General features: G+C 64.1%; 26 protein-coding genes and 1 tRNA gene. 16 read left to right on the top strand and 11 right to left on the bottom strand.

Translation table 11 applies throughout. The features are described from left to right. The first annotated feature begins 2 nt into the window (after positions 1-2). The 4 genes from ACVMIM_RS19810 to ACVMIM_RS19825 all read left to right on the top strand — a co-directional run bounded on the left by ACVMIM_RS19810 (position 3) and on the right by ACVMIM_RS19825 (position 4,712). Positions 3-1,031, top strand: a complete 1,029-nt coding sequence (locus tag ACVMIM_RS19810) for a thiamine pyrophosphate-dependent dehydrogenase E1 component subunit alpha (RefSeq protein ID WP_476114046.1) — start codon at positions 3-5, stop codon at positions 1,029-1,031. After that, positions 1,031-2,029, top strand: coding sequence for an alpha-ketoacid dehydrogenase subunit beta (locus ACVMIM_RS19815; protein WP_476114047.1), 999 nt, complete (start codon positions 1,031-1,033; stop codon positions 2,027-2,029). The genes ACVMIM_RS19810 and ACVMIM_RS19815 overlap by 1 nt, the downstream gene beginning before the upstream one ends. Positions 2,030-2,032: 3 nt before the next feature. Beyond that, a complete protein-coding gene (locus tag ACVMIM_RS19820; RefSeq protein ID WP_476114049.1) occupies positions 2,033-3,418 on the top strand; it encodes a pyruvate dehydrogenase complex dihydrolipoamide acetyltransferase in 1,386 nt (461 codons plus the stop codon). A 127-nt stretch (positions 3,419-3,545) separates the two neighbouring features. Next, positions 3,546-4,712 carry a DUF930 domain-containing protein gene (locus ACVMIM_RS19825; protein ID WP_476114050.1) on the top strand — a complete coding sequence of 389 codons (1,167 nt, stop codon included), beginning with the start codon at positions 3,546-3,548 and terminating at the stop codon, positions 4,710-4,712. A gap of 1 nt (position 4,713) precedes the next feature. Here ACVMIM_RS19825 and ACVMIM_RS19830 read toward each other — a convergent pair whose 3' ends face one another. Both ACVMIM_RS19830 and ACVMIM_RS19835 read right to left on the bottom strand, forming a co-directional pair. After that, a complete protein-coding gene (locus tag ACVMIM_RS19830; protein ID WP_476117304.1) occupies positions 4,714-5,370 on the bottom strand; it encodes an HAD family hydrolase in 657 nt (218 codons plus the stop codon). A 99-nt stretch (positions 5,371-5,469) separates the two neighbouring features. Then, positions 5,470-6,111 (bottom strand): hypothetical protein, encoded by a 642-nt coding sequence (locus ACVMIM_RS19835; protein ID WP_476114051.1) that lies wholly within the window; start codon positions 6,109-6,111, stop codon positions 5,470-5,472. Between the two features lie 191 nt (positions 6,112-6,302). Here ACVMIM_RS19835 and ACVMIM_RS19840 point away from each other — a divergent pair, with 191 nt between their 5' ends. The 5 genes from ACVMIM_RS19840 to ptsP are packed head-to-tail and all read left to right on the top strand — an operon-like array spanning position 6,303 to position 11,021. Next, entirely contained in the window at positions 6,303-6,740 is a 438-nt protein-coding gene (locus ACVMIM_RS19840; RefSeq protein WP_224509260.1) for a transcriptional regulator GutM, read from the top strand. Between the two features lie 53 nt (positions 6,741-6,793). Beyond that, positions 6,794-7,561, top strand: coding sequence for a PTS glucitol/sorbitol transporter subunit IIC (srlA, locus tag ACVMIM_RS19845; protein ID WP_476114053.1), 768 nt, complete (start codon positions 6,794-6,796; stop codon positions 7,559-7,561). 15 nt (positions 7,562-7,576) lie between these two features. Beyond that, positions 7,577-8,581 (top strand): PTS glucitol/sorbitol transporter subunit IIB, encoded by a 1,005-nt coding sequence (srlE, locus tag ACVMIM_RS19850; protein ID WP_476114055.1) that lies wholly within the window; start codon positions 7,577-7,579, stop codon positions 8,579-8,581. Positions 8,582-8,607: 26 nt separating this feature from the next. Continuing rightward, positions 8,608-8,988 (top strand): PTS glucitol/sorbitol transporter subunit IIA, encoded by a 381-nt coding sequence (locus ACVMIM_RS19855; RefSeq protein WP_278050774.1) that lies wholly within the window; start codon positions 8,608-8,610, stop codon positions 8,986-8,988. Between the two features lie 47 nt (positions 8,989-9,035). Further along, a complete protein-coding gene (gene ptsP, locus ACVMIM_RS19860) occupies positions 9,036-11,021 on the top strand; it encodes a phosphoenolpyruvate--protein phosphotransferase (RefSeq protein ID WP_476114057.1) in 1,986 nt (661 codons plus the stop codon). Positions 11,022-11,037: 16 nt separating this feature from the next. On the opposite strand, the gene ACVMIM_RS19865 is transcribed toward ptsP, so the two are convergent. After that, the gene (locus ACVMIM_RS19865) at positions 11,038-11,823 is read right to left on the bottom strand and encodes a hypothetical protein (RefSeq protein WP_476114059.1); all 786 of its coding nucleotides are present in this window, start codon (positions 11,821-11,823) and stop codon (positions 11,038-11,040) included. 152 nt (positions 11,824-11,975) lie between these two features. Here ACVMIM_RS19865 and ACVMIM_RS19870 point away from each other — a divergent pair, with 152 nt between their 5' ends. From ACVMIM_RS19870 to ACVMIM_RS19885, 4 genes are all read left to right on the top strand, one after another. Further along, a complete protein-coding gene (locus tag ACVMIM_RS19870) occupies positions 11,976-12,995 on the top strand; it encodes a sugar-binding transcriptional regulator (RefSeq protein ID WP_476114061.1) in 1,020 nt (339 codons plus the stop codon). 66 nt (positions 12,996-13,061) lie between these two features. Then, the gene (locus ACVMIM_RS19875) at positions 13,062-13,490 is read left to right on the top strand and encodes a putative toxin-antitoxin system toxin component, PIN family (protein ID WP_476114063.1); all 429 of its coding nucleotides are present in this window, start codon (positions 13,062-13,064) and stop codon (positions 13,488-13,490) included. Further along, complete coding sequence (locus tag ACVMIM_RS19880; RefSeq protein ID WP_127237916.1) at positions 13,487-13,738, top strand: toxin-antitoxin system HicB family antitoxin; 252 nt, start codon at positions 13,487-13,489, stop codon at positions 13,736-13,738. The genes ACVMIM_RS19875 and ACVMIM_RS19880 overlap by 4 nt, the downstream gene beginning before the upstream one ends. A 181-nt stretch (positions 13,739-13,919) precedes the next feature. Next, positions 13,920-13,996: transfer RNA gene (locus ACVMIM_RS19885), tRNA-Pro, on the top strand. A gap of 30 nt (positions 13,997-14,026) precedes the next feature. On the opposite strand, the gene ACVMIM_RS19890 is transcribed toward ACVMIM_RS19885, so the two are convergent. The 4 genes from ACVMIM_RS19890 to ACVMIM_RS19905 form a co-directional block, all read right to left on the bottom strand. Further along, positions 14,027-15,310, bottom strand: a complete 1,284-nt coding sequence (locus ACVMIM_RS19890) for an O-antigen ligase family protein (RefSeq protein ID WP_476114065.1) — start codon at positions 15,308-15,310, stop codon at positions 14,027-14,029. Then, positions 15,307-16,842, bottom strand: coding sequence for an undecaprenyl-phosphate glucose phosphotransferase (locus ACVMIM_RS19895; RefSeq protein ID WP_476114066.1), 1,536 nt, complete (start codon positions 16,840-16,842; stop codon positions 15,307-15,309). Before ACVMIM_RS19895 ends, ACVMIM_RS19890 begins: the two co-directional genes overlap by 4 nt. A gap of 99 nt (positions 16,843-16,941) precedes the next feature. After that, positions 16,942-18,072 carry a glycosyltransferase gene (locus ACVMIM_RS19900; RefSeq protein WP_476114068.1) on the bottom strand — a complete coding sequence of 377 codons (1,131 nt, stop codon included), beginning with the start codon at positions 18,070-18,072 and terminating at the stop codon, positions 16,942-16,944. A 10-nt stretch (positions 18,073-18,082) separates the two neighbouring features. Beyond that, a complete protein-coding gene (locus ACVMIM_RS19905; RefSeq protein WP_040983193.1) occupies positions 18,083-18,646 on the bottom strand; it encodes a polysaccharide biosynthesis/export family protein in 564 nt (187 codons plus the stop codon). 262 nt (positions 18,647-18,908) lie between these two features. On the opposite strand from ACVMIM_RS19905, the gene ACVMIM_RS19910 reads away from it, so the two are divergent. Beyond that, the gene (locus tag ACVMIM_RS19910) at positions 18,909-21,149 is read left to right on the top strand and encodes a GumC family protein (protein ID WP_476114070.1); all 2,241 of its coding nucleotides are present in this window, start codon (positions 18,909-18,911) and stop codon (positions 21,147-21,149) included. Positions 21,150-21,207: 58 nt separating this feature from the next. Here the strand turns inward: ACVMIM_RS19910 and ACVMIM_RS19915 are convergent, their stop codons facing one another. Then, complete coding sequence (locus tag ACVMIM_RS19915; protein WP_476114072.1) at positions 21,208-22,437, bottom strand: GNAT family N-acetyltransferase; 1,230 nt, start codon at positions 22,435-22,437, stop codon at positions 21,208-21,210. Between the two features lie 91 nt (positions 22,438-22,528). Here ACVMIM_RS19915 and ACVMIM_RS19920 point away from each other — a divergent pair, with 91 nt between their 5' ends. Next, complete coding sequence (locus ACVMIM_RS19920; RefSeq protein WP_476117306.1) at positions 22,529-23,587, top strand: polysaccharide deacetylase family protein; 1,059 nt, start codon at positions 22,529-22,531, stop codon at positions 23,585-23,587. Positions 23,588-23,677: 90 nt separating this feature from the next. On the opposite strand, the gene ACVMIM_RS19925 is transcribed toward ACVMIM_RS19920, so the two are convergent. Continuing rightward, complete coding sequence (locus tag ACVMIM_RS19925) at positions 23,678-24,004, bottom strand: hypothetical protein (RefSeq protein WP_476114074.1); 327 nt, start codon at positions 24,002-24,004, stop codon at positions 23,678-23,680. Between the two features lie 95 nt (positions 24,005-24,099). Next, positions 24,100-24,315 carry a DUF2842 domain-containing protein gene (locus tag ACVMIM_RS19930; protein ID WP_040999884.1) on the bottom strand — a complete coding sequence of 72 codons (216 nt, stop codon included), beginning with the start codon at positions 24,313-24,315 and terminating at the stop codon, positions 24,100-24,102. Between the two features lie 151 nt (positions 24,316-24,466). Between ACVMIM_RS19930 and ACVMIM_RS19935 the strand changes: the two genes are divergently transcribed. Next, entirely contained in the window at positions 24,467-25,558 is a 1,092-nt protein-coding gene (locus ACVMIM_RS19935; protein ID WP_476114076.1) for a COX15/CtaA family protein, read from the top strand. On the opposite strand, the gene ACVMIM_RS19940 is transcribed toward ACVMIM_RS19935, so the two are convergent. Further along, positions 25,548-26,402: an aminoglycoside phosphotransferase family protein gene (locus ACVMIM_RS19940; protein WP_476114077.1), complete on the bottom strand. Its 855-nt coding sequence runs from the start codon at positions 26,400-26,402 to the stop codon at positions 25,548-25,550. The two genes, ACVMIM_RS19935 and ACVMIM_RS19940, sit on opposite strands and share 11 nt — an antisense overlap. Positions 26,403-26,408 lie beyond the last annotated feature (6 nt).

Below are 26,408 nucleotides of genomic sequence, written 5' to 3' on the forward strand. Positions count from 1 at the left end.
TCATGGCCGGAGCCAGCAAAGCCGTCCTGGATAGCCGGGCCAACCTGCCTTTCGTCTATCGCCAGTACAGTCCCGAGCAACTGAGGCAGGTGCTCCATAAGATGTACCTTATCCGCCGCTTCGAAGAGGGCGCGGAAGAGTGCTACATGCGGGGCCTTATCCACGGCACCATGCACCTGTCGATCGGCCAGGAAGCCAGCGCCATGGGCATCTGCATGCCGCTCGCCGAGGATGACCAGATCACCTCGACGCATCGCGGCCATGGCCATTGCATCGCCAAGGGTGCCGAGGTCAGCCGCATGTTCGCGGAGTTCTTCGGCAAGACCACGGGCTACTGCAAGGGCCGCGGCGGCTCCATGCACATCGCCGACGTCGCCAAGGGCAATCTCGGCGCCAACGGCATCGTTGCCGGCGGCATTCCGATCGCGGTGGGGGCCGCGCTTTCGTCCAAGATGATGAAGACCGGCAAGGTCGTGGTCTCCTTCTTCGGCGACGGCGCCAACAATGAAGGCGCCTTCCACGAGGCGCTGAACATGGCGGCGATCTGGAAGCTGCCGGTGATCTTCGTGTGCGAGAACAATGGCTACGGCATGTCGACCTCGACGGCGCGCTCGACAGCAGTGAAGAACATCGCCGAGCGGGCGGCCGCCTATTCGATGCCCGGGGTCATCGTCAACGGCAACATCTTCTCCGAGGTCGCCGAGGCGTCCTTCAAGGCGGTCGAGCGGGCGCGCGCGGGCGAGGGGCCGACGCTGATCGAATCCAAGACCTACCGTCATCGCGGCCATTCCAAGAGCGATCGCAACCGCTACCGCACCAAGGAAGAGATCGAGGATTGGATGGCGAACCGCGATCCGATCACGCTGTTCGAGACTGAGCTGCGCGATTTCGGCTTCATCGACGACCAGGGCATCCAGGCGATCCGCGACGCGGTTGCCAAGGAGATCGCCGACGGCATCGAGTTCGCCAAGGAGAGCCCGGCGCCCGAGATCGCCACCCTTGAGAACTATGTTTACACGGAGCATGCGTGATGGACGCCGCGGTGCGTGAACTGAGCTACGCCCAGGCGATCCAGGAAGCCATGGCGATCGCCATGGACATGGACGAGCGCGTCTTCCTGATGGGCGAGGATATCGGCGTCTATGGCGGCGCCTTCCAGGTGACCGGCGATCTGGTCGAGCGCTACGGCACCGACCGGGTGATCGACACGCCGATTTCGGAATTGGGCGGCGCCGGCGTCGCGGTGGGCGCGGCCGTCACCGGCATGCGGCCGATCTTCGAATTCCAGTTCTCGGATTTCGCCACGCTCGGCATGGAGCAGATCGTCAACCAGGCGGCCAAGATGCGCTTCATGCTCGGCGGCGAGGTCTCGGTGCCGGTGGTGATGCGGTTCCCGGCCGGCTCCGGCACGGGTGCCGCCGCGCAGCACAGCCAGAGCCTGGAGGCCTGGCTCGGCCATGTGCCCGGCCTCAAGGTCATTCAGCCGGCGACACCGCACGATGCCAAGGGCATGCTGTTGGCCGCGATCGCCGATCCGGACCCGGTCATGATCTTCGAGCACAAGCTGCTCTACAAGATGAAGGGCCATGTGCCCGAGGGCCACTATACCGTTCCGATCGGTAAGGCCGAGATTCGCCGCGAGGGCCGCGACCTCACCATCGTCGCCACCTCGATCATGGTGCAGAAGGCGCTCGACGCCGCGGCCGCGCTCAAAGGCGAGGGCATCGACATCGAAGTGGTCGACCTGCGCACGATCCGCCCGATCGACCGGCAGGCCGTCATCGACAGCGTGAAGAAGACCTCGCGCCTGCTCTGCGTCTACGAAGCGGTGAAGACGCTCGGCATCGGCGCCGAAGTGAGCGCGCTGGTCGCCGAGAGCGAGGCGTTCGACTATCTCGATGCGCCAATCGTGCGCCTCGGCGGCGCCGAGACGCCGATCCCCTACAATCCGGACCTGGAAAAGGCCACCGTGCCGCAGGTTCCCGACATCATAGCCGCCGCCCGCGACCTCGTGAAAGGGGTTCGCTGAGCGATGCCGACCGAAGTCATTCTTCCCAAGGTCGACATGGATATGGCGACCGGCCAGATCTCGCGCTGGTTCGCCGAGGAGGGCGCTCACGTCAAGAAGGGCGACGTGCTCTTCGAGATCGAGACCGACAAGGCGGCGATGGAGATCGACGCGCCGGCCAGCGGCACGCTGCGCAACGTCACCGGCAAGGAGCGCGTCGACATTCCCGTCGGTGAGCCCGTCGCATGGATCTATGCCGACGACGAAGTCTATGAAGCGGGCGCGACACAGAACGGCGCTCCAATCTCCCTCCATGAGGGGGAGATCTCGGCGAAGCCGACAGAGGAAGGCGCGGTTCCTCTGGCCTCTCAGCCTGATACGCCCCCTTCTGGCCTGCCGGCCATCTCCTCCGCAGGTGGAGAGATCAGCCAATCGCCGTCGGCCGCACGTGCAACGCCGCTCGCGCGCCGCTTGGCGCGCGAGGCGGGTTTTTCGATTACCGGCATAAAAGGCAGCGGTCCGCGCGGCCGCGTCGTGCGCGCCGATGTTGAAGCAGCAATCGCCGCGAAAGGCGCAGCCGTTGCTCAGCCTGCTGCCGAGGTCGTATCGCCGGGCCCGGCCGAGGCCCCACCATCCGCTCCGGCTCCTGCTGCGAAGCCGATGTCGGACGACCAGGTGCTGAAGCTGTTCGCCGACGGCTCCTACGAGCTCGTGCCGCATGACAACATGCGCAAGACCATCGCCCGCCGCCTGGTCGAGGCAAAGTCCACCATCCCGCATTTCTATCTGACGCTCGACTGCGAGCTCGACGCGCTGCTCGCGCTGCGCACGCAGTTGAATGCCGCGGCCCCGATGCGGAAGACCGACAAGGGCGAGGTTCCGGTCTACAAGCTCTCGGTCAACGACATGGTCATCAAGGCCATGGCCATGGCGCTGATGGCTGTGCCGGATTCCAACGCGTCCTGGACCGAGAACGCCATGGTCAAGCACAAGCACGCCGATGTCGGCGTTGCGGTGTCGATCCCCGGCGGCCTGATCACGCCGATCATTCGCAAAGCGGATGAAAAGACGCTGTCGGTCATCTCCAACGAGATGAAGGATCTCGCCAGCCGCGCCAGGAGCCGCAAGCTGAAGCCGGAAGAGTATCAAGGCGGCACAACGGCGGTGTCCAATCTCGGCATGTTCGGCATCAAGGACTTTGCCGCCGTCATCAACCCGCCGCATGCGACGATCCTGGCGGTCGGCGCCGGCGAGGAGCGGGCTGTGGTGAAGAAGGGCGAGATCAAGATTGCGACGGTCATGTCCGTCACGCTCTCGACCGATCATCGTGCGGTCGACGGCGCGCTCGGCGCCGAACTGCTGGGCGCCTTCAAGCGCATGATCGAAAATCCGATGGGCATGCTGGTGTAAGCCAGCCCAGCCGGCTGTTGATCCGGCTTGTTCTTACGCCTTTGATCACCGACTTGTCAGGCCGGCAGCTCTTGCGAATTCCGGCAAGTGCTTGAAGCCGCCTTCATTTCGTTCCACATCGGGCGCAATGAACGGCAAGATGCGGGAATGGTTTCGGAATTGGCGATGGGCCTTGGCCGCATCGCTATTCCTGCATGCGCTGATCGCAGCGTTCATGTTCTTTGGCCTGCCGAGACCCGACCAACTGCCGGATCAGCAGGAACAGCCGGTCAACGTCGCGATCGTGCCGCCGCCCGATCAGCCCAAGCCGAAGCCCGCCCCAAAGCCGCCGGAGCCGACGCCTGAAAAGAAGGCCGAGAAGCCGCCTGAGCAGCCCGTGCAAAAGCCGCCGCCTCCGCAGCCGCCGAAGCCGCAGGACATTCCGGTTTTGAAGCGGGTCTTTCAGTATGGCGACAAGGATACCGGCCCGCAGAAAGCTCCCGACGGCGGCAGCGCTCCAGCCAACACGTCGTCGCCGGCCAAGGATGAACCCGCGAAGCCTCCTGTCGCACCGAAACCCGCGCCCAATCAGGCCGCTCCACCTGCGACGCCCGAGCAGCAGGCGGATTCCAGCAAGGCTCAAGAAAAGCCGGTAACCGCCGCGCCGGTCGAAAAACCCGAGCAAAGCGAGGAGAAGCAGGCGACCGAGGACACCGATAAACAGCAGCCGGAAAAGCAGGAAGCCGCTCCGCAAACCACCGAAAAGCAAGCGGCCGAAAAGCCAAAGCCGCTGGCGGCCGAAGCTGGCAACAAGCCTGCGCCGGCCGAGAAGCCAAAGCCTAAAGCTTCCAAGGCGACGAAGTTCAAATCTGCAAGAGCTTTGAGAGCGCCAAGCGGAAACCCGGGAAGGTCAAACCCTGCCGACAGTGAAGTCGCGGGATCGCCGATCTATTCCGGCCTGCCGGGTGTCAGAAAGCTTTATTCGCCGGGTGCGACCGGCAACGCGCTGGCCACAAGTTCGATGGAGAACGTGCCGCGCGATCAGCGCGTTGCCAATCTTTGCGCCAATGTGCTGAACCAGGAATTGCAAAGCGCCGATTACTCGCCCAAATGGCTGCCGACCATTCCGCTGAAGCAAGGCAATGTTCTTAATCCTACCCAGACCGCTTTCAGCACGACAACTCAATGGTACGATCTGAGCTTTCGTTGCGAGGTCGACGCCGATGCGACGAGGGTCCTGTCCTTCAACTTCCGCGTGGGGGGATTGGTCCCGCCCGGTGAGTGGACCCGCCGTCGCTTCCCCAGTCTCCGCTAACTCAAGCCGGCACGCCCAGCCTGGCCAACTCCCGGCTGATATCGTGCCAGTCGGCGCAGACGAAATCGGCGCCGGCGGCCTTCAGCCGCGCGCCATGCTCGGGATAAGTATGCCCGCCTCCGGTATAGCCGATCGCGATCATGCCGGCCGCCACCGCGCCCTGGACGCCGAACGGCGAATCCTCGAGCACGATGCAGTCAGCCGGCTTTGCGCCCATTTTCTCGGCGGCGTAGAGGAAGATATCCGGCGCCGGCTTGCCGTTCTTGACCATCGAGGAGGAGAAGATCGCCTCGCCGAAGAAGCGCGACAGTCCGGTCACCGACAGGCTGTGGTTGATGCGCTCGACCGAGGATGAGGAAGCGACGCAACGGTCTCCGGCAAGCGCGCCCAGGAACGGCGCGATCCCGGGCGTCGGCTTCAACTCTTCGGAGAAGAGCAGCTTGGTCTCGGTCCAGATGTCGCCGTCGGCGGCGGGCGGGAACTGGTGGCCGGTCAGTTCCTTGATCTTCACGATGATGTCGGCCTGCTTCATGCCGATGCACTGAGCGATGATGCCGCCATGGACGCCGGGCATGCCGTGTTTCTCGTAAACGCGCTCATAGGCCTTGGCGGCCAGCGGCTCGCTGTCGACGAGAACGCCGTCGCAGTCGAAAATCATCAGTCTAGCCACGCGCCACTCCCGGCCTCGGTTCGAATCCGCACATCGCTATCGATAAAAAGTCAGATGTTCAATAGTAAGGCTGCTGCGACCAACCCCTCAAAGTTGGCGCAGCGCCTCGCTGACCGGCGAGGATCCAAGCGCGCGCTGCATGGCCTGGCGCGACTGGGCGCGGTCGGGTGTGATCCAGTTCGGCTCGGCGCCGAGGAAGCGATCGAGGAACGCCACGGCATAGGCGGGCATTTCCGTCGCGTTCTCGCGATAGGACCACCAGGTGCGCAGGTCGTCGGCGCATTTATCAATGCTGGGCGCCGTGCCGAACTCCTGCTCGTGCACGGCCAGGATCGCCGACACGCAGTAGTTGGTATAGAGGAATCCCTCCGGCCAGAAGCGCACGATTTCCGCCGTGCCGGCATTGGCTTCGGTCTCGATCATTTCGCCGAGACCTGAGACCTCCCGCGCCGGCGCCTGCCGGATCAGCTCGCGCAGCACCAGCCCGGCGGCGAAGACGATGAAGTCCGCGCGGTCGACCGCGGCGAATCGCTTCTGCGCTTCCATGACTTCGATCCAGTCGAGAAAGGCGCGCGTCAGCTTGGCCTCGTCGATCTCGAAACGAACGCCAAACGTTTCCGACACCACCTTCGCGCTGCTGCGGAAGGTGGCGCGAAACCAGCGCAACTGCCGCAGCCGGTGGCGAAGGTCCGGCATAAGCGCGAGTTCGTGCCTGAAAGGCAGATCCATATCCTCATATCCCGTTTGAAGACAGGCTAGCACAAGGGCCGCCGATGCCGAAATCGGCCAGCCGACTGTGGAGCGTTATAGCGGCTAATATAATACATGTTGACATTCTAGGAAACAAATGTTCTCACTTTCGGGTCCGCTCCGCTCCGTTCAATATGTGCCGGAGAAAGCGACTCGGGAGGAAAACCGAAATGGCGATCTGGCAGTGGGCGCTGCTTCTGCTGTTTGTTGTCTGGGCGCTGCAATCGCTCGGTGTCTGGCTGCAGATGCGGCATTATTCGGACGTCTTCAAAGGTGTCACCGGAGAGTTCAAGGACGGTTTCGTCGGCGCGGGCAATTTCCGCGGACGGCTGGCCAAGGGCACAATTGCGCTGATCGTCGTGACGCCGGATCTCATCGTGCGCCGCATGATGGTCATGAGCGGCCGTTCGGTGCTGACCAAGTTCAAGCGACATGAAGAATTCGAGGGCATCCCCCTCGATCGACTCCGGTCCAACCCTGCGATCATGGGGGAGGGGGAACCCGGTGTGGCCGAGGCCGTGAAACGGGCGATCGAGCAGATCGACCGCGCGCGGTCGGAGCCGGGGAAGAAGCCGGGCCTGTCCGGCTTGAACGTAGCAAGGGCATAAACGGACGCCGGCAGCCGGCTGGGAACGACCGGCGGGGGTCATAAGGAGGAGAAATGTCTGTAATCACATTATTGGCGCAGCATGCCGACCTGGCGGTGCATAACCTGCATGTCGCAGGCACCATGGTCTCCGATGCAGCCTGGCACGGCAAGCTCGGCGTCGAGCATGCCACCGATCATCTCGTGGTCCTGGCGCAGGCGACCACCGACAATGCGCCGGTCACCGCCGATCAGCTGAAGGAACAGCTGAAGAACGTGCAGCAGGAAGAGCAGCTCGGCTGGCTGACCGCGATCGGCAAGTATTTTATCGGCATCTTCCAGAAGGGCGGCGAAGTGTTCGCCGGCTTCGTCACCGGCATCATCCCGACGCTGGTGGTGCTGATGACCGCCTTCTATGCCGTCACCGAACTGGTCGGCGAGCAACGCGTCCACGGTCTCGCCCGCGGCGCCGGTCGCATCGCGCTGACCCGCTATACGGTGCTGCCGGTCCTGTCCGTGTTCTTCCTCACCAACCCGATGGCCTATACCTTCGGCTCCTTCTTGGAAGAAAAGCACAAGCCTGCCTTCTACGACGCGGCGGTGTCCTACGTGCATCCGCCGCTCGGCCTTTTCCCGCATATCAACCCCGGCGAATATTTCGTCTGGGGCGGCATGCTGGTCGCGCTGCTCGATCTCGAGAAGCGGGGCGTCATCGCCAACGGCTATCACGTCAAGGTGGCGATCTGGTACGCCATCGTCGGCCTCGTGGTCATACTGCTGAAGGGCATCCTGACCGAGCGCATCACGGCCATCATGGCGCGCCGCCAGGGCGTCGATCTCTAAGGGCGGGAGGACACCATGGCCAAGACATACAAGGCAGTAAAGATATCGAAGGGCTCCACTGGTTGGGGCGGCCCTCTGGTCATCGAGCCGACCGAGCAGCGCAGCAAGGTCGTGTCCGTGACCGGCGGCGGCATTCATCCGGTGGCGCAGCTCATCGCCGACATGACCGGCGCCGAGGCCGTCGACGGCTTCAAGTCGCCGCCGGTCGAAAGCGAGATGGCGGTCGTCGTCGTCGACTGCGGCGGCACCGCGCGCTGCGGCGTCTATCCGCGCAAGCGCATCCCGACCGTCAACCTGACGCCGGTCGGCCAGGCGGGTCCGCTCGCCCAGTTCATCACCGAAGACATCTACGTTTCGGGCGTGAAGCCGGCCAATATCACAATGGCGGACGGATCCGAAGCGGTCACCACTGCGGGGGGAGCAGCATCGATGAGTTCAAGCAACAACACTACTGCCAGGGCGGCCGAGCCGCTGCCGAGCGAAGGCGGGCTTATCGGCCTGATCAGCTCCATCGGCCGCGTCATGGGCCGCGTGGTCGGCATCTTCTTCAACTCCGGCCGCCGCACCATCGATCAGGTTGTCCGCAACGTGCTGCCCTTCATGGCCTTCGTGACCATGCTGATCGGCCTGATCCTCTATACCGGCATCGGCGACGTGCTGGCGCAGCCGATGGGTCCGCTGGCCAACAACATCGTCGGCCTGCTGGTCATCTCGGCCATCTGCGGCCTGCCGTTCCTGTCGCCCATCCTGGGGCCAGGCGCGGTCATCGCCCAGGTCATCGGCGTCGCCATCATCGGCCCGCAGATCGCCAACGGCACCATCTCGCCCGCAATGGCTCTGCCGGCGCTGTTTGCCTACAACACCCAGGTGGGTTGCGATTTCGTCCCCGTCGGTCTGGCGCTCGGTGAGGCCAAGCCGAAGACGATCGAAATCGGCGTGCCGGCGGTGCTCATCAGCCGCCAGATCATGGGCCCGGTCTCCGTGCTGATAGCATGGGTCGTCTCCCTGATCGTGTTCTAAATCACAGGTAAAACGAGGTTCGCCATATGTCGGTTCTTCTCAAGACACGGGTCACAGCCATCGGACCCGAAGTGGCGGACCTCGCCGAGGGCGGCGTGATCATCCTTTTCGCGGATGGCTCGCCTCCCGAACTGGCCGAAGTTTCCGTGCTGCACAAGACGGAGGAAGGCCCAAGCGACGAGGCGCCGGCGACGGGCGCCTCGATCACGCTCGGACCGGTGTCGGCGACGATAACGGCGGTCGGCTCCACGGCCTGGAGCAAGGTCCGCGAGATGGGTCATGTCGTGATCTCCTTTAATGGAGCATCCGAGGCCGAAAGGCCGGGCGAGGTTTGCGCATCCGAGGTCGATACCGGAGCGCTCGTGGCTGCCCTGACACCGGGCGCTGTCATCACCATCGCCGCCTGATAATATCCGCGCCGTCTGTCGACGGCGCCCAAACCTAGAGTATTGCCATGGAACGCTCGACCATCGTCAGAGTGCACGAAGGTTTGCACGCCCGTCCCGCCACGCGGTTCGTGAAACTCGCCAAGGGTTTCGAATCCGACGTCGAGCTGGTCAAGGACGGCAAGGCGGTCAGCGCCAAGAGCTCGGTCAAGCTGATGCTCCTGGCGGTCAAGGAAAACCAGGAAGTCACCGTGCGCGCCAACGGCGCCGACGCGATCGAGGCGATCGAGGCGCTGATCGGCTATCTGGAGAACCCGCGCGCCGGCCTCGACGACGAGGACGAGGCGGGTGAAGCTGGCTCGGAAACCGCAGCCGCGGCGCCCGCTCCCGAGGCCGCGCCGACCGCCGCCGCAGCGACGGATGGAACCCCGAAACTTAAAGGCGTCGCCGCCAGCGAGGGCGTGGCGATCGGGCCGGCCTTTGCCCATTTCCCACCGGAGATCGAGGGACCGGGCAGGCGCCTGCAGGCCGATGAGATCGAAGGCGAGCTCGAGCGCTTCCGCGGCGCCGTCGCCAGCGTGCAGGCGCGCATGGACCGCACGCTTGCCGAGAACAATCTCTCCGCCGGCGACCGTGGCATCATCGCGGCCTTGCGCGACATTGCCGCCGACGACAGCCTGACCGGCGAAGTCGAAAGGCTGATCAAAGGCGGTGACGATGCGGTCTCGGCGGTGATTGCGGCCGCGGCCATCATTGCCGCCGATTTCAGCGCTGTCGACGACCACTATCTCAACGCCCGGGCTGACGACGTCCATGCCGTCGGTCGGCAGATCTGCCTGGTGCTGCTCGGCCAGGACGAGGTCGGCCTGGAAACCATCCCGCAAGGCGCGATCCTCATCGCCGACGACATCGGCGCCTGGGACCTGGCGCGCGCGCCGCTGAAGCGCATCGGCGGCGTGGTCTGCGGCCACGGCGGCGCCACCTCCCATATCGCCATCATCGCCCGCTCGCACGGCATCCCGGCCGTGCTGGGTCTGGGCGACAAGGTCAATGAGCTGCGCACCGCCAGAGAGGTGGCGATCGACGGCAATGCCGGCCATGTGATCGTCGATCCGGACCAGGCGACGCGCGCTGATTTCACCCGGCGTGTCGAGGCAGCGGCGCAGGAGCGTGCCGGCCTCAAGGTATTCAAGAGCGTGACGCCTACCCGCGCGGACGGCACCGTGATCGAAGTAGCGGCCAATATCGGTTCGCTGGAGGAGATCGAGGCGGCACAGGAAGCCGGCGCCATGGGCGTCGGGCTGTTCCGAACCGAGCTGCTCTTCATGCGCCACATGCATCTGCCGTCGGAAGACATGCAGGCCGAGACCTACAGCGCGCTGGCCAAGGCGTTTGCGCCGCATTCGGTCATCGTGCGCACGCTCGATATCGGCGGCGACAAGCCGATCGCCGGTATCGAATTTCCCGACGAGGAAAATCCCTTCCTCGGCTGGCGCGGCATCCGCATGTGCTTGGACCGGCCTGACATCTTCAAGCGCCAGCTGCGGGCGCTGCTCAGGGCCGCCGTGCATGGCAACATCAAGGTGATGCTGCCGATGGTCTCGGAGATTGCCGAGGTCACCCGCACCCGCGCCTTGGTCGCGGAATGCACGGCTGAACTGAAGGCCGAAGGCGTGCCGCATGCCAATTTCGATCTCGGCGTCATGATCGAGACGCCGGCCGCCGTGCTGATCGCGCCGGCTCTGGCGAAGGAAGTGGCGTTCTTTTCGATCGGCACCAACGACCTGACGCAGTACATCATGGCCGCCGACCGCCTCAACCCGACGGTCGCCAAGCTCAACGACGTCACGAATCCGGCGGTGATGTCGGCGATCGAGCTGACGGCCAAGGCTGGCGTCGGCGCCGGCATCATGGTGGGCATGTGCGGCGAGGCTGCCGGCCGCCCGGACCTGATTCCGGCCTTCATCAAGATGGGTTTGACCGAGCTCAGCATGAGCCCGGCCTCGATCCAGCGTGCCAAGAAGACCATCGCTGCAATGGCGACCGAGCGGTAGCGGTTGCTGTCGGCGGTTACGTCAGATGCGCGAGCAGGGTGGCGAGAACCGGTGTCAGCTCCTGGACGGCATTGGCATGGGCGCAAGCCTGCCGGATGCGATCCTCCCGCACCTCGGCCGCCAGCACCGCGATCTCGAGAATATCGGGCTCGGGCGTACCGCCATCCGCCTTGGTCGCCAGTCCGCAGGCCAGCACCACGGGCGCAAGGCACCTGATGTCGAGAGACCGGTCACCGGCTATCGCCGGGCCTGCCCCGATTTCGCCAGGCTGGACCGGGCGGTGGTTGAGGCATTCGACGAGGAGAGCCGCGCAGGCCGCCGCGACCTGATCCGTGGATGCCGTTTCCGCCGCCGCGGCAGCCAGAAGATCCGCATGGCGCTTGCGCATCGCGACATGGACGGCGGAAAAACTCGCCTCGTGAATGCGGGGGTTGTCGATGCCGTAGCCGGCGAGAACCGCCCGGGTCAGGTAATACATGTCACGCCTGAACTGACGCTCACCGCCGATCTGCCGGTCTTCATCGCCTTGCGGGAAATAGGCCCGCAGGCTTTTCACGGTCGTGCCGTCGACCTTGAGAGGCCGGGAATGCGGAACGAAGGATTCGGCGATCGTCAATGCCTCGTCGACGGCGCTTGCGGCATGACCGAGCAAGCTGCGGCCCGGAAAGAGCGGCAAATTGCCGACGACGTCATGAAAGCTGTCGCCGGCGCTGTCGTGACGGCTTTGGCGGATCGCATCGCGCAGTTCCCGAAGGCGGTCCTTCAGGTTGGCGCGGACGTCCTCGGAGATTTGTCGCAGCATCGCCAATCGCCTCGAAATGCTGAAGCCGCTCGCGGCTTGGGGCGCCAGTCGCCCTCTCTAGATTGTTCGTCTCGCTTGGTAGATCAATAGACGATATTTAACCAGCATGCAGAATCGGCGAGGCGGTATCATCGCCGGAGTTGGAGGGGAACTTGGGCAGGCGACGGCAGGGCGAACCAGAAAACGGCAGGGCGGCGGCCGAAGCATCGGAGCAGGTCGTCAGCGAAAGCCGGACCGACCGCCTCAGGATCCGCGCCGCCTGGATGTATTTCGTCGAGCAGATGACGCAAAACGAGATCGCCGACGTGCTCGGCGTCGGCCGCGTCACTATCGTGCGCATGCTGGCGGAGGCGAGGGCACGCAATGAGGTGAAGATCACCATCGAGAGCGAGCTTTTGGAGATCGTGCGGCTGGAGCGCGCGCTGGAAAGGACCTTCGGCCTGCAGCAGGCACTGGTCGCGCCGCTCTCCGACCCCAAGGCCGATCCGATCCCGGCGATCGCCGCCAAGACCGGCATGTTCCTGTCCGATGCGATGAAATCCGGCATGCGGGTCGGCGTCGGCTGGGGCGTGACGTTGTTCAACACCTTGCCCTTCATCAGCGCCAAATCGCTCACCGATTTCAGCGTGATTTCGTTGCTTGGCGGCGTTGGCGTCGCGCGGCGTGTCAATCCGGCGGAATTCGCCTGGCGCTTTGCCCAGATCTTCCAGGGCGACGGCTATCTGATGCCGACGCCGGCCGTCGTCGACAGCGTCGAGACCAAGATCGCGCTGGTCGAGCGCTGCGGCCTGCAGGAGATCTTCGAGATGGCCGACGCGCTCGATGCCGTGCTGCTTAGCGTCGGCGGCATCGCTTCGGCCACCACCTTCTCGCGCGGCGGCTTTCTCAAGGAAGCGGACCGCGAGGCCCTGCTGGCGCGCGGCGCCGTCGGCGACCTCCTGTTCCATTTCTACGACCGCAACGGCGATCTGGTCGACCATCCCGTCAACAGCCACGTGATGTCGGTGGATGTCGACCGCCTGCGCAAGGCGCCGATCCGCATCCTCACCTCCGGCGGTGAGGAGAAGACCGACGCGCTGCTCGGTGCCATGAACCTGATTGCGCCGACCATCCTGATCACGGACGAGGAAAGCGCGCGGCGCATGCTGGCGGCGCATGGCGCGTCGAGGTAGTTGCCGCAAATTTCAATTTGATGCAATATTGCTTGCAATATCACTTCTGCAACTCGATATAGTCGCATGAGGTTGGTTCTCGACACAGCGGTTATGGTGGCTGCCGTCCGCAGCGATGCCGGCGCGTCTCGTCGGTTGTTGGCGGCGGCGCTTGAAAGGCGGTTCACGCTGCTTGCCTCCGTACCACTCGTTATCGAGTACCAGGCGGTGATGACGCGGCCTGAGCATTTGAAGGCATCCGGCTTGTTGATCGACGATGTTAACGTCTTGCTGGACGCAGTGGCGGCTGTTGCCGAGCCGGTGAGGCTTGCGTTTTTATGGCGACCAGTGGCTCGTGATCAGGACGATGATATGGTGCTCGAGGCCGCGGTCAACGGACAAGCCGACGCTATCGTGACGTTCAACACCCGTGACTTTAGCGAAGCAGCGGTCCGCTTTGGAATAGATGTTCTGGTACCCGGTCAGGCCTGGAAACGAATGGAGAAACATAAATGAGGAAAAGCAATTTTGCGCTGCGGCTTCAGCCTTCGCTCCTAGACGAAGCACGTAAGGTGGCGGAAGACGAGGGTGTGGCGCTTAACCAGTTCATCAACGTGGCTGTGGCCGAGAAGCTATCGGCGCTCAGGGTCGAAAGCTATTTCCAGGAGCGCGCGGCGCGCGCCGACATTCCCGCAGCGCTCGATATTCTTAAGCGCGCCGGCAAGGGTAAGCCGCCGGTCAAAGGTGACGAATTGGCAAAGTAACCGAATTCCGGCCGGCTTGGAGTGGGCACGGCTTGCCTCGCGCTATACGCTGCTGTGCGTTCGCCGCCGTAATCGCTCGAGAAAGTGGAATAACGTGAAATACAGATAGAAAGCCCGGCATGATTTTGTCCGATTGGCCTCTTGCGTCGGAAGCCTTGAGAATATAGGGCTTTGCGCGGTCCGGAGTGTAGCGCAGCCCGGTAGCGCACTTGACTGGGGGTCAAGGGGTCGTCGGTTCGAATCCGGCCACTCCGACCATTTTCAACCTGAGACTTGGCCCCAAAGCTTTCATCGACCGGGAGCGACCGCTTCGTGTCGGTTCGTTCGGCCGCTTGGCGGAGCTGCCAGCCGCAATTCCCGCTGGTGCCGGTACTCCAGCGCGATCGCGCCCCAGACCAGGCCGACCAGCAGGTAGAGATGGCGCCAGTGGTCGATGTCGATGAAGGTGCCGAGGCCGATATTGCCGAGATAGGCGACATAGGCGCAAAGCAGATAGGGCTGCCATGGCCGGTCGCGCAACAGGATGCGGAAGCCGGCGCCGATCGTCCATAACGTCAGCGTCAGGAACGAGACGAAGCCGAGCCAGCCATAATCCATCAGCGCCTTCAGCCAGATATCGTGCGTGTCCTCGCCATAGATCGTGCCGAAGACCAGCGGGCCGATGCCGAACGGGTGCTCCATGGCTAGCTGGAAGCCGATCGTGTAGCGGGCGAAGCGGCCGAGTCGCGCCGAATCGTAGCTCTGCTCGAGCTGCGCGCGCTGGGTGAACATATCCGACACGCCGGGCAGTTGCAGGATGATGAGGAAGGCGATGACCAGCAGCGCCAGGGCCGCAATCGTCATAACCACGACCCGCAGCCGGAACTTGCCGCTGGCGCTCTGCAGGAACAGGCACGCGGTGAGCAGCACCGCCGACACCGCGAACATGCCCCACGCGCCGCGCGAGAAGGAGAAGAAGATGCCGGCGGCGATGATGAGCAGCGGCACGGCCAGAAGCGGCATACGCGATACAGGGCCGGTCAGGAGCAGATAGAGCAGGTAGGTGCCGGGCAGCACCAGGAACGGGCCGAACACATTGGGGTCCTGGAAGGCGCCGGCGGCGCGGTCGTATTTGGTGAAGATTTCCGCGCCGGGAAAGGCATGGAAATAGCCGGCGATGCCGAGCAGCGACGTCGCCACAGCGGAGGCGACATAGGCGATGAAGATCAGCCGGTAGAGGCTGGGCTGGACCGAGGTCACCGAGGCGAAGAACACCGCGCTGAAGGCGAGAAACAGGGAGACGGCGAGATAGAGCGGCGTGTTGGCGAGATCCGCCATCTGCGTCATGGCGATCATGCCGCCGATGTTCATCGTCACCAGAAGCACCAGCAAGGGCACGATCGCGCGCGAGATTCGAAGCCCGAACAGCGCCCACACCGCGATCAGCCCGGCCATATAGATTTCGTAAGGCGCGGGCTCGCTGATGACGAAGCCGGAGAGCAGGATGCCGATGCCGATCGCCGCCGACGCGATCAGCGAAATCAGCTTGGCGTTGATCGCCGACGCCGGCAACTCATGGGCGACGGCGCTCAATAGGCGTTTTCCGTATTGAGCAGGCGGATCGGCGTCAGGAACAGGATGCGCAGGTCGAACAGCATCGACCAGTTCTCGATGTAATAGAGATCGTATTCGGTGCGCATGCGGATCTTTTCATTAGTGTCCATCTCGCCGCGCCAGCCGTTGATCTGCGCCCAGCCGGTGACGCCGGGCTTGACCTTGTGACGGGCGAAATAGCCGTCGACCACCTCGTTGTAGAGCAGGTTGTGCGACTGTGCGGCGATGGCATGCGGGCGCGGCCCGACCAGCGACAGGGAGCCGAGGAGCGAATTGAAGAACTGCGGCAGCTCGTCGATCGAGGTCTTGCGGATGAAGCGGCCGACGCGGGTGACGCGGGGATCGTTCTTGGTCACCGTCTGCTTGGCGGTCGGGTCGGACCGGTCGGCATACATCGACCGGAACTTGTAGACCTCGATGATCTCGTTGTTGAAGCCGTGCCGCTTCTGCTTGAAGAGCACCGGACCCTTGCTGTCGAGCTTGATGGCGATCGCGGTGGCGAGCATCACTGGCGAGAAGAGGATGATGCCGACAAGCGAGAAGACGATGTCGAAAGCGCGCTTGGCGACCGAATCCCAGTCGTTGATCGGCTTGTCGAAGATGTCGAGCATCGGCACCGAGCCGATATAGGAATAGGCGCGTGGCCTGAACTGCAGCGCGTTCGAATGCGCCGAGAGCCGGATGTCGACCGGCAGCACCCAGAGTTTCTTCAGAAGCTGCAGGACGCGCGATTCGGCGGTCAGCGGCAGCGACACGATCAGCATGTCGATGCGCGCGATGCGGGCGAATTCGATGAGCTCCGAGATCGTGCCGAGTTTCGGATAGCCGGCGACGATCGGCGGCGAGCGCCTGTCGTTGCGGTCGTCGAAGATGCCGCAAATGCGGATGTCGTTGTAAGGCTGCTTCTCGACCGAGCGGATCAGCTGTTCGGCTGCCTTGCCGCCGCCGACGATGAGGGCGCGGCGCTCCATGCGCCCGTCGCGCGCCCAGCGGCGGATGAGCCTGGACATCACGAGTCTCAGGCCGAAGATCATTACGAAGCCGATCACGAACCAGGTGCCGAACAGCAGGCGCGAATAGTCTTCCGACGCCTTGATGGCAAAGGCCGTCAGCGCCATCAGCGCGAAGCTGCCGGCCCAGACAAGCAGCACCCGGCCGAAATTGGCGAGCGGGCGCATCAGCGCCGCGATCTGGTAACTGTCGGTTACGTCGAGCAGCACCACGGCCAGGAAAGACGTCGCGGCGATCGCGAGCGGATATTGCCAGGCCAGATAGTTGAAGAAGCCGACATAATAGAAATAGACGCCGAGCCCCGACAGGAAGAGCACCGCGAACTCGATCATGCGCAGCACGCCGCTGACCATGATCGGCGACATGGTATCGCGCCGGTATTGCGAGGCGACCTGGCGCGCCACGTCGTTGATGCCGCCGGCCTTTTCGCTCTCGGCGGGAGCGTCGTAGTTGCGTACCGCATCCATGGAAAAGCGGTGCGCGGGGTCGATCTCATTCATGGGAACTGTCCGCGAGCTTCGCGAAACTGCATAGCAAATGAGAGCTAAGAAAGCCTTGAAACAACCGGTGGTTTTGAAGCTGTCGGGCCTGCCGCGTGCCTACTTGTCCAGCGCGGCGAAATAGGCCTTCTCGATCTCGGCCGCCATCACATCGGCTCCGAATCGGGCCTTGAGCTCATCCGTCTGCGGCATCGCCTTCCGGTACGCGCCGCGGTCGCCGAGGGCCGTTTCCATTTTGCCCGCAAGCTGCGCTGGATCCGGCCTGATCAGGGCAGGGGAGCCGTCGCCGAAGATTTCGGGAATGCCGCCAACCGCGGTCGCGATCATCGGCATGCCGGCGGCCAAAGCCTCGAGCACGACATAGGGCATCGCCTCCGCACGGGACGGCACGACTATCAGCCCGGCCAGCGCGAAAGCGTCCCTTGCCGGCATGGGCGGCAGGAAACGGACATGGCTCTTCAAGGCGAGTCGTTCCACTTGCGTATGGTAGCGCGGCAGGTCGTCGCCGTCGCCGACCATGACGGCGCTCAACGGACGGCCCAACGCGCTGCCGGCCAAGGCCAGGGCATCGATGAAGATATCCGGGCCTTTCAGGTCGCGCATCATGCCTATGTAGAGAAAATCGGCGGCATTCGCCGCCGTCGCCACGGGTTCGAATTCGGCGGCGCGCAGGCCGTTATAGACAAGCATGTTGGGTATGGGCGGCTCGCCGACCTTGCGGCAGTAGGTGTTGCGCTCATAGTCGGAAACGAACAGCAGGCAGTCGGTGAAGCGCGCCATGAAGCGCTCCAGGCCGAAGAACAACTTTCCCGTCGCCGTCGTTTCGTCATAGTGGAGGGAGCCGCCATGCGGCGAATAAAGGCGGGCAACGCGAGACCTTGACACCCGCAACAGTGAGCCGAACAGCCGGGCATAGGCGCCACCCTTGGCGCCGTGCCCATGCAGCACGTCCGGCCGCAATTCCTTGATGATTCTATAGGTGCGCCAGGCCGAGGCGAGGTCGCCCGGCCCGACATGGCGCTGCATCGGCGTACGATGGATGCCGAGCGCGAGGCTGTCCTTCATCGCCTCGAAGAACCGCTCCTCATAGTCGCCGCCGGTCGTCGAGTCGCAGACGATTCCCACCGCATGGCCGGCGGCGACCTGCGCCTCGGTCAGGTCGCGCACGTGCCGGAAGATTCCTCCGACAGGTGAGCGAAAGCAGTGGACGATCCTGAGATTCACCGCCACGACGGATTTTTCAGAACAGGCGTTCGCGGACGTAGACGGTGTCGCCGGGCAGGAGCGGATCGGATGTCAGCACCCGTCCGGTCATCACCTTGCCGTTGATGTCGCGGGTGATGTCGACGCTCTCCTGGTTGGCGCGCGGCGTGAAACCGCCGGCAATGGCGACAGCCTTTTGCACCGTGAGTCCCGGCACATAGGAATACTGGCCTGCGGCGCCCACTTCGCCCATGACGAAGATCGGCCGGTAGCGGTCGATTTCGACCGAAACGTCGGGGTCGCGCAGATAGCCTTGGCGCAGCTTGTCGGCGATCTCCTTTTCCAGCTGCTGCGCGGTGTGGCCGCGCGCCGGCACCGCACCAACCAGCGGGAAGGAGAGATAGCCGGACTGGTCGACGCTGTAGGTGTTGGTCAACCCGTCCTGCTCGAACACCGTGACGCGGACACGGTCGCCCGCACCGAGCCGATAGGGCTGGTCGAGCACCTCGTGAAAGGCGGCGGGTGTCGGGCGGTAGCTCGAGCAGCCGGTGAGCAGCGACAGGGCAAGCAAAGCGCGAAAGAGGGAAGCAGTGCTTTTCATGACCGGCCAGGAACCTTCATCGCTCTTGCCGCAAGCCGCGGCACAACCCTAGGAAAGTGGGATCGTTATCATCCTGTTAGGGTTAATGGGCGGTAAAGGAGTGCGGTCCGGGGCCGCCCTGATGGCAAAAAGTGCAATTGTTCTATTGCTTTCGAGCAATCTTCTTTGAGCGCCCTCTAATAAGCATGCGTTCTGATCTTAACGGGTGAGTTACCATAATTGTTTACGGTCCATCCTCGACTCAAAGTTCGGAGCAGGATGCATGTCCGTTCAGTCCGCGGCCGCAGATGTCGACGTCGATCTGAGACAGCTTTTCGCCAGCCTGGCGCGAAACTGGCTGCGCATTGTTCTGGTGACCCTCGTGGTCACCGGGCTCGCTTTCGCCTTGGCCTGGCTCGCGACCCCTTATTATAAGGCGACGGCCAAGCTGGAGATCGGCTCGCGCGAATCGGAATACACCCGGCCGCCGGGCACCAACGACGACGAGAAGCCGATTCTCGACGAACAGGGCGTGGCCACCCAGGTCCAGATCATTTCCTCGCCCGACATCCTCAAGCAGGTGGCGACCAAGCTCAACCTGGACAAGCTGCCGGAGTTCGACGAAACGCTGAAGATGTCGGCGCTGGGACGCATGCTCGTTCTTGTCGGCTTGAAAAGCGATCCCTTCGATATTCCGCCGGAAGAGCGCGTGCTGAACGCCATGCACGACAAGCTCAACGTCTATGCTGTTGAAAAGACGCGCGCCATCGCCATCGAGTTCGCCTCGAAGGACCCCAAGCTCGCCGCGGCGATCGCGAACGGCATTGCCGAGGCCTATATCGCCTCGAAGGGCGACGCCAAGCTCGAATCGAACGCCGCCGCCACCGACTTCCTGGCGCCAGAAATCGCCGACCTGCAGAAGCGGGTGAAGGACGCCGAAGCCAAGGTCGCGGCTTTCCGTGCCCAGTCCGACCTTCTGATGGGCGGCAACAACGCGGTGCTGCCGACTCAGCAGCTCGCCGAGCTGTCGAGCGAGTTGTCGCGCGTGCGCGCGAGCCGTGCCGCTGCCGAGGCGAGTGCCGAGAGCGTGCGCCGAGCGCTGCAGAATGGCGGTTCGCTGGACAGCGTGCCGGAAGTCCTGTCCTCGGAGCTGATCCAGCGCCTGCGCGAGCGCCAGGTAGAGCTCCGCGCCAATATTGCCGATCTTTCCACGACGCTGCTGGACAACCATCCGCGCATCCGTGCGCTGAAGTCGCAGCTTGCCGACCTCGACGGCCAGATTCGAAACGAGGCGCAAAAGATCATCCGGGGGCTGTCGGCCCAGGCTCAGACGGCCAAGGCCCGCGAGGACCAACTGGTCGCGGATGTCAACACGCTGAAAGCCGCCGCGGCGCGCGCCGGGGAGCAGCAGGTGCAGCTGGACGCTTTGCAGCGCGACGCGAATGTTCAGCGCCAACAGCTTGAATCCTATATGGCAAGTTACAATGCGGTGGCCTCGCGCAAGGACCGCAGATATTCGCCCGTCGCGGCGAGCCTGATTGCAAGCGCCCAGGTGCCGTCCCAGCCTTATTTCCCGAAGATCGGGCCGATCACCGGCGCTGCCGCTGCCGCTTCGCTGCTGCTGATGGCAATCGGCACGCTGCTGGCGGAGCTGTTCTCGGGCCGCGCCATGCGTCCGGCCGCCGGCGCCCGGTTCGCCGATATCGAGCAGGTGGCGATGCCTGCGGCCAGGGTCGAACCCGCGGTCGCCGAGGAACGTGATGATGGTCGGGCTTTTGCGCCTTACGAGGAAGCCGCGGCAGGATATTCAATCGCTGAAGCGGAGCTCCCGACACCGCCCGAGAGCGAGCCGACGGAGGATCGTGCAACCGCAGTGGAGGCGTCCGAGCCAAGCGAATCGATGCCTGAGCCAAGGCCGTCCAGGCTGGGCGAAATCGATGTTGAAAAGGCCGCGGAGAAGCTGATTGCCTCTGGCGCCGCGCGCGCGATCTTCGTATCGCCGGAAGGCGACGAGGCGGCCGCGTCCGCCGTGCTCGTGGCGCGCGAAGTATCCGACGCCGGCCTGCGTGTGCTGCTGCTCGATCTGACCGCGTCGGGTGCTGCGTCGCGGCCGATGCTGGACTCGGGCCTGTTCCCGGGTATCACCAATCTGCTCGCTTCCGAAGCGCAGTTCAGTGACGTCATCCATCCCGATCTCTATTCGGATGCGCATGTCATTCCGGTCGGCACCGCCGATCCGGTCCGCGCCATGCGCGCCGCCGACAGGCTGCCCATCATCATGCAGTCGCTGACCACCGCCTACGACCTCGTCGTGGTCGAATGCGGCCCGGCCGATGCGCAGGGCATCAGCCGCCTGGTCGGCAACGGCACCGAAGTCTTCCTGTCGATGCTTGAAGCCGACGACCAGGTGACCCACGCCGCCGTGAAGCTGATCGAGAACGGCTATCCGGACGTCACGCTGGTCACACCGGTCGGCCATGAACCACCGGGAACGCCGGTTCCGGGCAACCGGTCGGCCGCCTAAGCAATAGGGCGAAAGTGCGACAGTGCTGAAGCCGCGTCGTCCGTTTCAAGCGTGACGATCAGTTATCGTCCTCGGCTGCGGCAGGTGCTGCCTGTCCGGCAGCCTTGCGGCGCAGCATCTTGGTCAATTTCCAGACCGTCGGATGGTTCTTGATGAAGGCCTTCGCCCGCGCGCCTTGCCGCAGCCCTGTCGCCAGCACCCGGCCCTTTAGCGTCAGCGGCGCAAGCACCTCGAAATGCCGGGCCTCGATATCGCACCAGAGCCGTTTGTAAGGCTCGTCGCCAACCGAGAAGTCGTAGACGTCGAAGCCAAGCTCGCAGGCTTGCTGGATGTTGTCGAAGAACAGGAAATCGCCAGGGCTGGTGAAGGCGAGATCGTCGTCGGCTATGGCGCCGAATTCGCAGATCAGCCGCTTGCCGGACCGGCTGGAGCCGGTGACGGCGCGCAGTTTCCCCGCCACCTCCAGGCCATGCAGCAGGAAGGGCGGCTTTTGCTCGGACAGCGCGTCGGTAAACAGCGCCCGGAAGAAGTCGCGTACGTGGCTGTCGCCGAAGACATTGGCGATGCCCATCTTGGCGAAACGCACTTCCTTCATCTCGAGGAAGGCATCGAGCAGCCTGTCGACCTCCTCGCGGGTGCCGGCCTCGATGCGGCGGAAGGTTCCGACGGCCTCGAACTTGCGCGTCTGCGAGCGGTGCTTTTTGCGCTTGCGCTTGCCGCTCGCGCGCGACAGCAGCGCGTCGAACCCGCCGTTGAGATCGACCGCGAGAGCGAGGTTCGGACTTGGGAAGCCGGGCAGCATGGCGAGCGGATTGGCGAGGCCGTCTAGGTCGGGCAGCAGCCTCTCCAGCGAGATAAGGTCGATGTCCGGCCGCGCTCGGGCGATTGCGTTGAACATCGAGCGGATCGCCGGGGCGTCGATGGCGGGCAGGAAACGCGGATCGGCGGCGGCGAAATTGCCGTTGGCGTGCCGACCGCCGGCGAAACGGGCAACCTTGAACGGGCCGCGTCGTACCACTTCCAATGCCAGCCAAAGCGCCGGACGGCCGTCGCAGGCAAGCGTGGCTACAATCATGTCGGCGCCGGTTGCTGTCGCCCAGTTGCTCACCCAGGATGCGCTTTGCGCCGGCGCGTACAGCGCCGAAGCGCAGAATTGAACGTAACCGGCAAGGCCGGCGCCGTCGCTTGCGGTCGCAGCCCACCGGCTCGGATGGGCTCCAATCGGTCGTGCGGAAGCCTCGTTGGCCGCGACCCGGTTGCCGTCAAATGACGCAGCGGCGTCAACCATCCCTCAATCCTTAAGACGTATTGGTTCCGACTTTGGGGTTCGCATAGGCGAATGTCGTGCTTGGTTGAGCCTAGGCGCAAAAGGTGAAGGAATGATCGACGGGGGCGAGGCAATCCGGAAACTGGCGCTGAACCTTGCCCGCTACTCCGGTCTCGCGCCCCTGGCGCGGCCGTTTGTCGGCGGCATCGGCGCGATCCTGATGCTGCACCGCGTCACCGCCGCACCGGAGAAGCCGAACAGTGTCAATCGGCATCTGAACATCGCTCCCGCCTTCCTCGACAGGTTGATCGCGGACATGAAGGGGCGGGGATATGCCTTTGTTTCCCTTGATGAAGCGATCGAGCGCATCAGGACGGGCGGCAAAGGCGGCCAGTTCGCGACGATCACCGCGGACGATGCCTATCGCGACAACATGACCGAGGCGCTTCCCGTGTTGGAAAAGCACGGCGCGCCGATCACCATCTACGTCGCCCCCGGCCTGATCGATGGCGCCGTCGAACTCTGGTGGGACGTGATCGAGGACATCGTCGACACCAGTTCGCGCCTGATGCTGACGATGGCGGGCACGCCGACGGTGATCGATTGCTCGACACCAGGCAGGAAGATCCAGGCCGTCGCGCGGCTGAATGCCTGGCTGACGTTGGAAGTCTCCGAGGAAGAGCAGGGTACGGCATTGCGCAATCTGGCCCGTTCGAACGGCTATCAATTCGACGCAGGCCGCCCATGCACCTTGATGAATTGGGATGAGCTCCGCGCCATGGCCGCCCACCCGCTGGTGACCATCGGCGCGCACACCGTCAATCATCGGAACTTGAAGCGGCTGTCCGAAGCCGATGCGCGCCATGAGATCGGCGACGTCCGCCGCATCCTCGCGGAAAAGCTCGGGGAGGAGCCGCATCATTTCGCCTACCCCTATGGTTATGCCAGCGCCGTCGGCTGCCGCGAGGTGGGCTTTTCCCGCGACGCGGGCTATGCCTCGGCGGTGACCACGCGGCATGGCGTGCTGCGCGCCGAGCATGCCGGCTTCCTGCACGCGCTGCCGCGCATATCCGTCAACGGCCGATACCAGAGCCTGGCGCATATCCGCACGATGCTGTCCGGCATCACGACGCCGCTCGCCAATGCGGGCAAGATGGTGGTCACCGTCTAGCCGGCATCCATCGTCAGCACCTATGGAAGTATCGGTAAGTGTCCGGCGCGCTCACCCATTTGAAATTCGCCGAGAGTCCGCCATGCGCGTTTATCCACCCCCTGTGTCGGATGCATAGGCATTCCAGAGCATCCCGGTCGCGTCGGTGCGGTGCGCCAGGTGGAAGCCGAAGCTCGCCGCCGGCGTCACGCAGATGCGGCTGCGCGGAATATAGCCGAGCAGCACGGTGCAGGCCGACTGGCACTTGCCGACAATCCGCACATCGACGCCGCGGGCGGCAAGCGCCTGCCAGCGCCGGCTGTAGGCGGCGACGCTGCCGCCATGTGCGTCCGAGACATTGATGGTTTCCGCTGTCGCGACCGAAGCGGCGAGCGAGCCGATCAGAACGATCAGCCCCGCAAACATGGTTCTCAGCATGCCAAGCCTCCCTGCCGAGCTATAAGCCAGGCAAAGTAGGCGCGTGCCCGATCACGTCTGAATCACATTCGCGTTTTGCCTGACGCCGGCGAGGGTCAGCCCTTCGGGCGCGGCTCGATGATCAGCCATTTGATGATGGCCATGGCCGGCAGAACCCAGAGAAAGCCGCTGAGCAGGAAGAACAGGAGATGCGCCGTGGGCCCGTATTCGGCGAGTCTGGTGACCGCGACGGCCGACGCGATCAGCGCATAGATGACGACCAGCGCCACCAGCAATATGGTTCCGATCAGCTTTTTCAGGCGAATGGGCATGTCGCGGTTCCGTTGACCCGCCCCGCTTAGGCCGAATGACGAGAGCGCGCAACCGTCGCAGCGCGGCGCGACGGCGTGCCGCGCTGTCCAGTCTTGCCAGTTGGGCGGCCTTGGTCCACCAATCGCGCGTTTCAACCGCCGGGAAAGCGAAATGGCTGCCATCACCGCTACAGCCCCCTATGCAGCACGCGACCGGGACCTCCACAACCGCGCTTTGGTGCGCGGCTGGCTCTATGTCGTGCTGCTGGTGCTATTCGCGCTGGTGCTGGTCGGCGGCTCCACGCGTCTCACTGGCTCGGGGCTGTCGATCACGGAATGGCAGCCGATACACGGCGTCATCCCGCCGCTCAACGACGCCGAATGGCAGGAGGAGTTCCAGCGCTACCAGCAGATCCCGCAATATACCGAGATCAACAAGGGCATGAGCGTCGAGAACTTCAAGTCGATCTTCTGGTGGGAGTGGGCGCACCGCATCCTGGCGCGTAGCGTCGGCGTCGTCTTTGCCCTGCCGCTGCTGTTCTTCTGGGCGACGCGCCGTATCGAACGCGGCCTCGGGCCTAAGCTCCTCGGCATATTGGCACTCGGCGGACTTCAAGGTGCCATCGGCTGGTGGATGGTGGCTTCTGGCCTTGTCGAGCGCGTCTCCGTCAGCCAATACCGGCTGGCGACGCATCTGACGCTTGCCGCGCTGATCTTCACCGCCACCATGGTGGTCGCGCGCGGGCTGGCGCCGCATTCGGAGCCCGCCGCCGACCGATCGACGCAGCGGCTCACCGGCTTCATCGTGCTTTTGGCGCTGATCCAGATCTATCTCGGCGGGCTGGTCGCCGGGCTGCATGCGGGTCTTTCCTACAACACATGGCCGCTGATGGACGGAAAGGTGATCCCGTCCGATCTGCTTCTCCTGAAACCCGCCTGGCTGAATTTCTTCGAAAATCCGAAGACGGTACAGTTCGTCCACCGGCTGGGCGCTTATACCATCTTTGTCGTGGCGCTCTGGCATATGATCGCGACGTGGCGGCGCCAGCCCGGTACCACCCATGCCCGCCGGGCCACGCTTCTGTTCGCGCTGGTGGTCGTCCAGGCCTCGATCGGCGTCGGCACGCTGCTGATGCAGGTACCGCTGCACATGGCGCTGACGCACCAGGCGATCGCGCTTGTGTTGCTCGGCTTCGCCGCCGCGCATTGGCGCGGCACCAAGGGCGCCTATCCGCTGCCGACCGAGATAAACGTCAGAAGTTGACGACCGGCGATCGGTACTGCGATCGAACCTTTCGAACGGCCTCGGCGACGGCCAGTTCCCGATTCTCGTCGACTGCGTTCTTGTCCTCGCGATGCCATGCGGCCGACAGGCAGCCATAGGCGATCGCATGGTCGAGAATGGCGCGCGGCGACTGTCGGAGCGTCTTTCCAAACGCTTCGGCCATATGCGCGATCCGGCGCGGATCGAGGCAGAGATCGTCGCGGTCGAGCGGATTGTAGAACATGTTGGCCGCATCGAAGCCAGGATCGCCGAGCACCCCCTTCGGATCGATCGCCAGCCACCCGCGCGGGCCGAAGAGGATGTTCTCGTGATGCAGGTCGCCATGCAGCGGCTTGATCTCGTGCGGATCGGCAAGCAGCCGCTCGGCGATGCCTGCGGCGTGGACATAGAGGCTGGTTCGCCCGGCAGCGCGGTCGGCCTTGGCCACCCGAAACAAGCTGACATACCGTTCCCGCAGCGGCTGCAGGTCGGGCGGAGGCGTATGCTCGGACGCCGACAGCAGCCTCGCCATCAAGTCGGCGGCAATCGCGGTCGCGGCATCATCGCTATGCTCTGCAAGATGCTCGGAGAGCAGCCTGTCGCCGGCATATTCGAGCAGCATGCGATTGCCGTCACGGCCGAGCAACCGCACCACGCCTTCGCCGCCCCGCAAGGCGAGGTAATGTTCGCCGCGCAACTCGTCCGCGACGTCGTCGAAGGGCTTCAGGTCCTTGACGATCGCCGGCGAACCATCCTCGCGCATCACCTTCCAGATCCGGCTGGAAAAGGTCTCGGCAATGAGTTCGGGAGCGCTGACCTTCCAGCGCTCGGGTAACGCTTGCATTGCCGC

This window comes from Mesorhizobium sp. USDA 4413 (assembly GCF_056280365.1).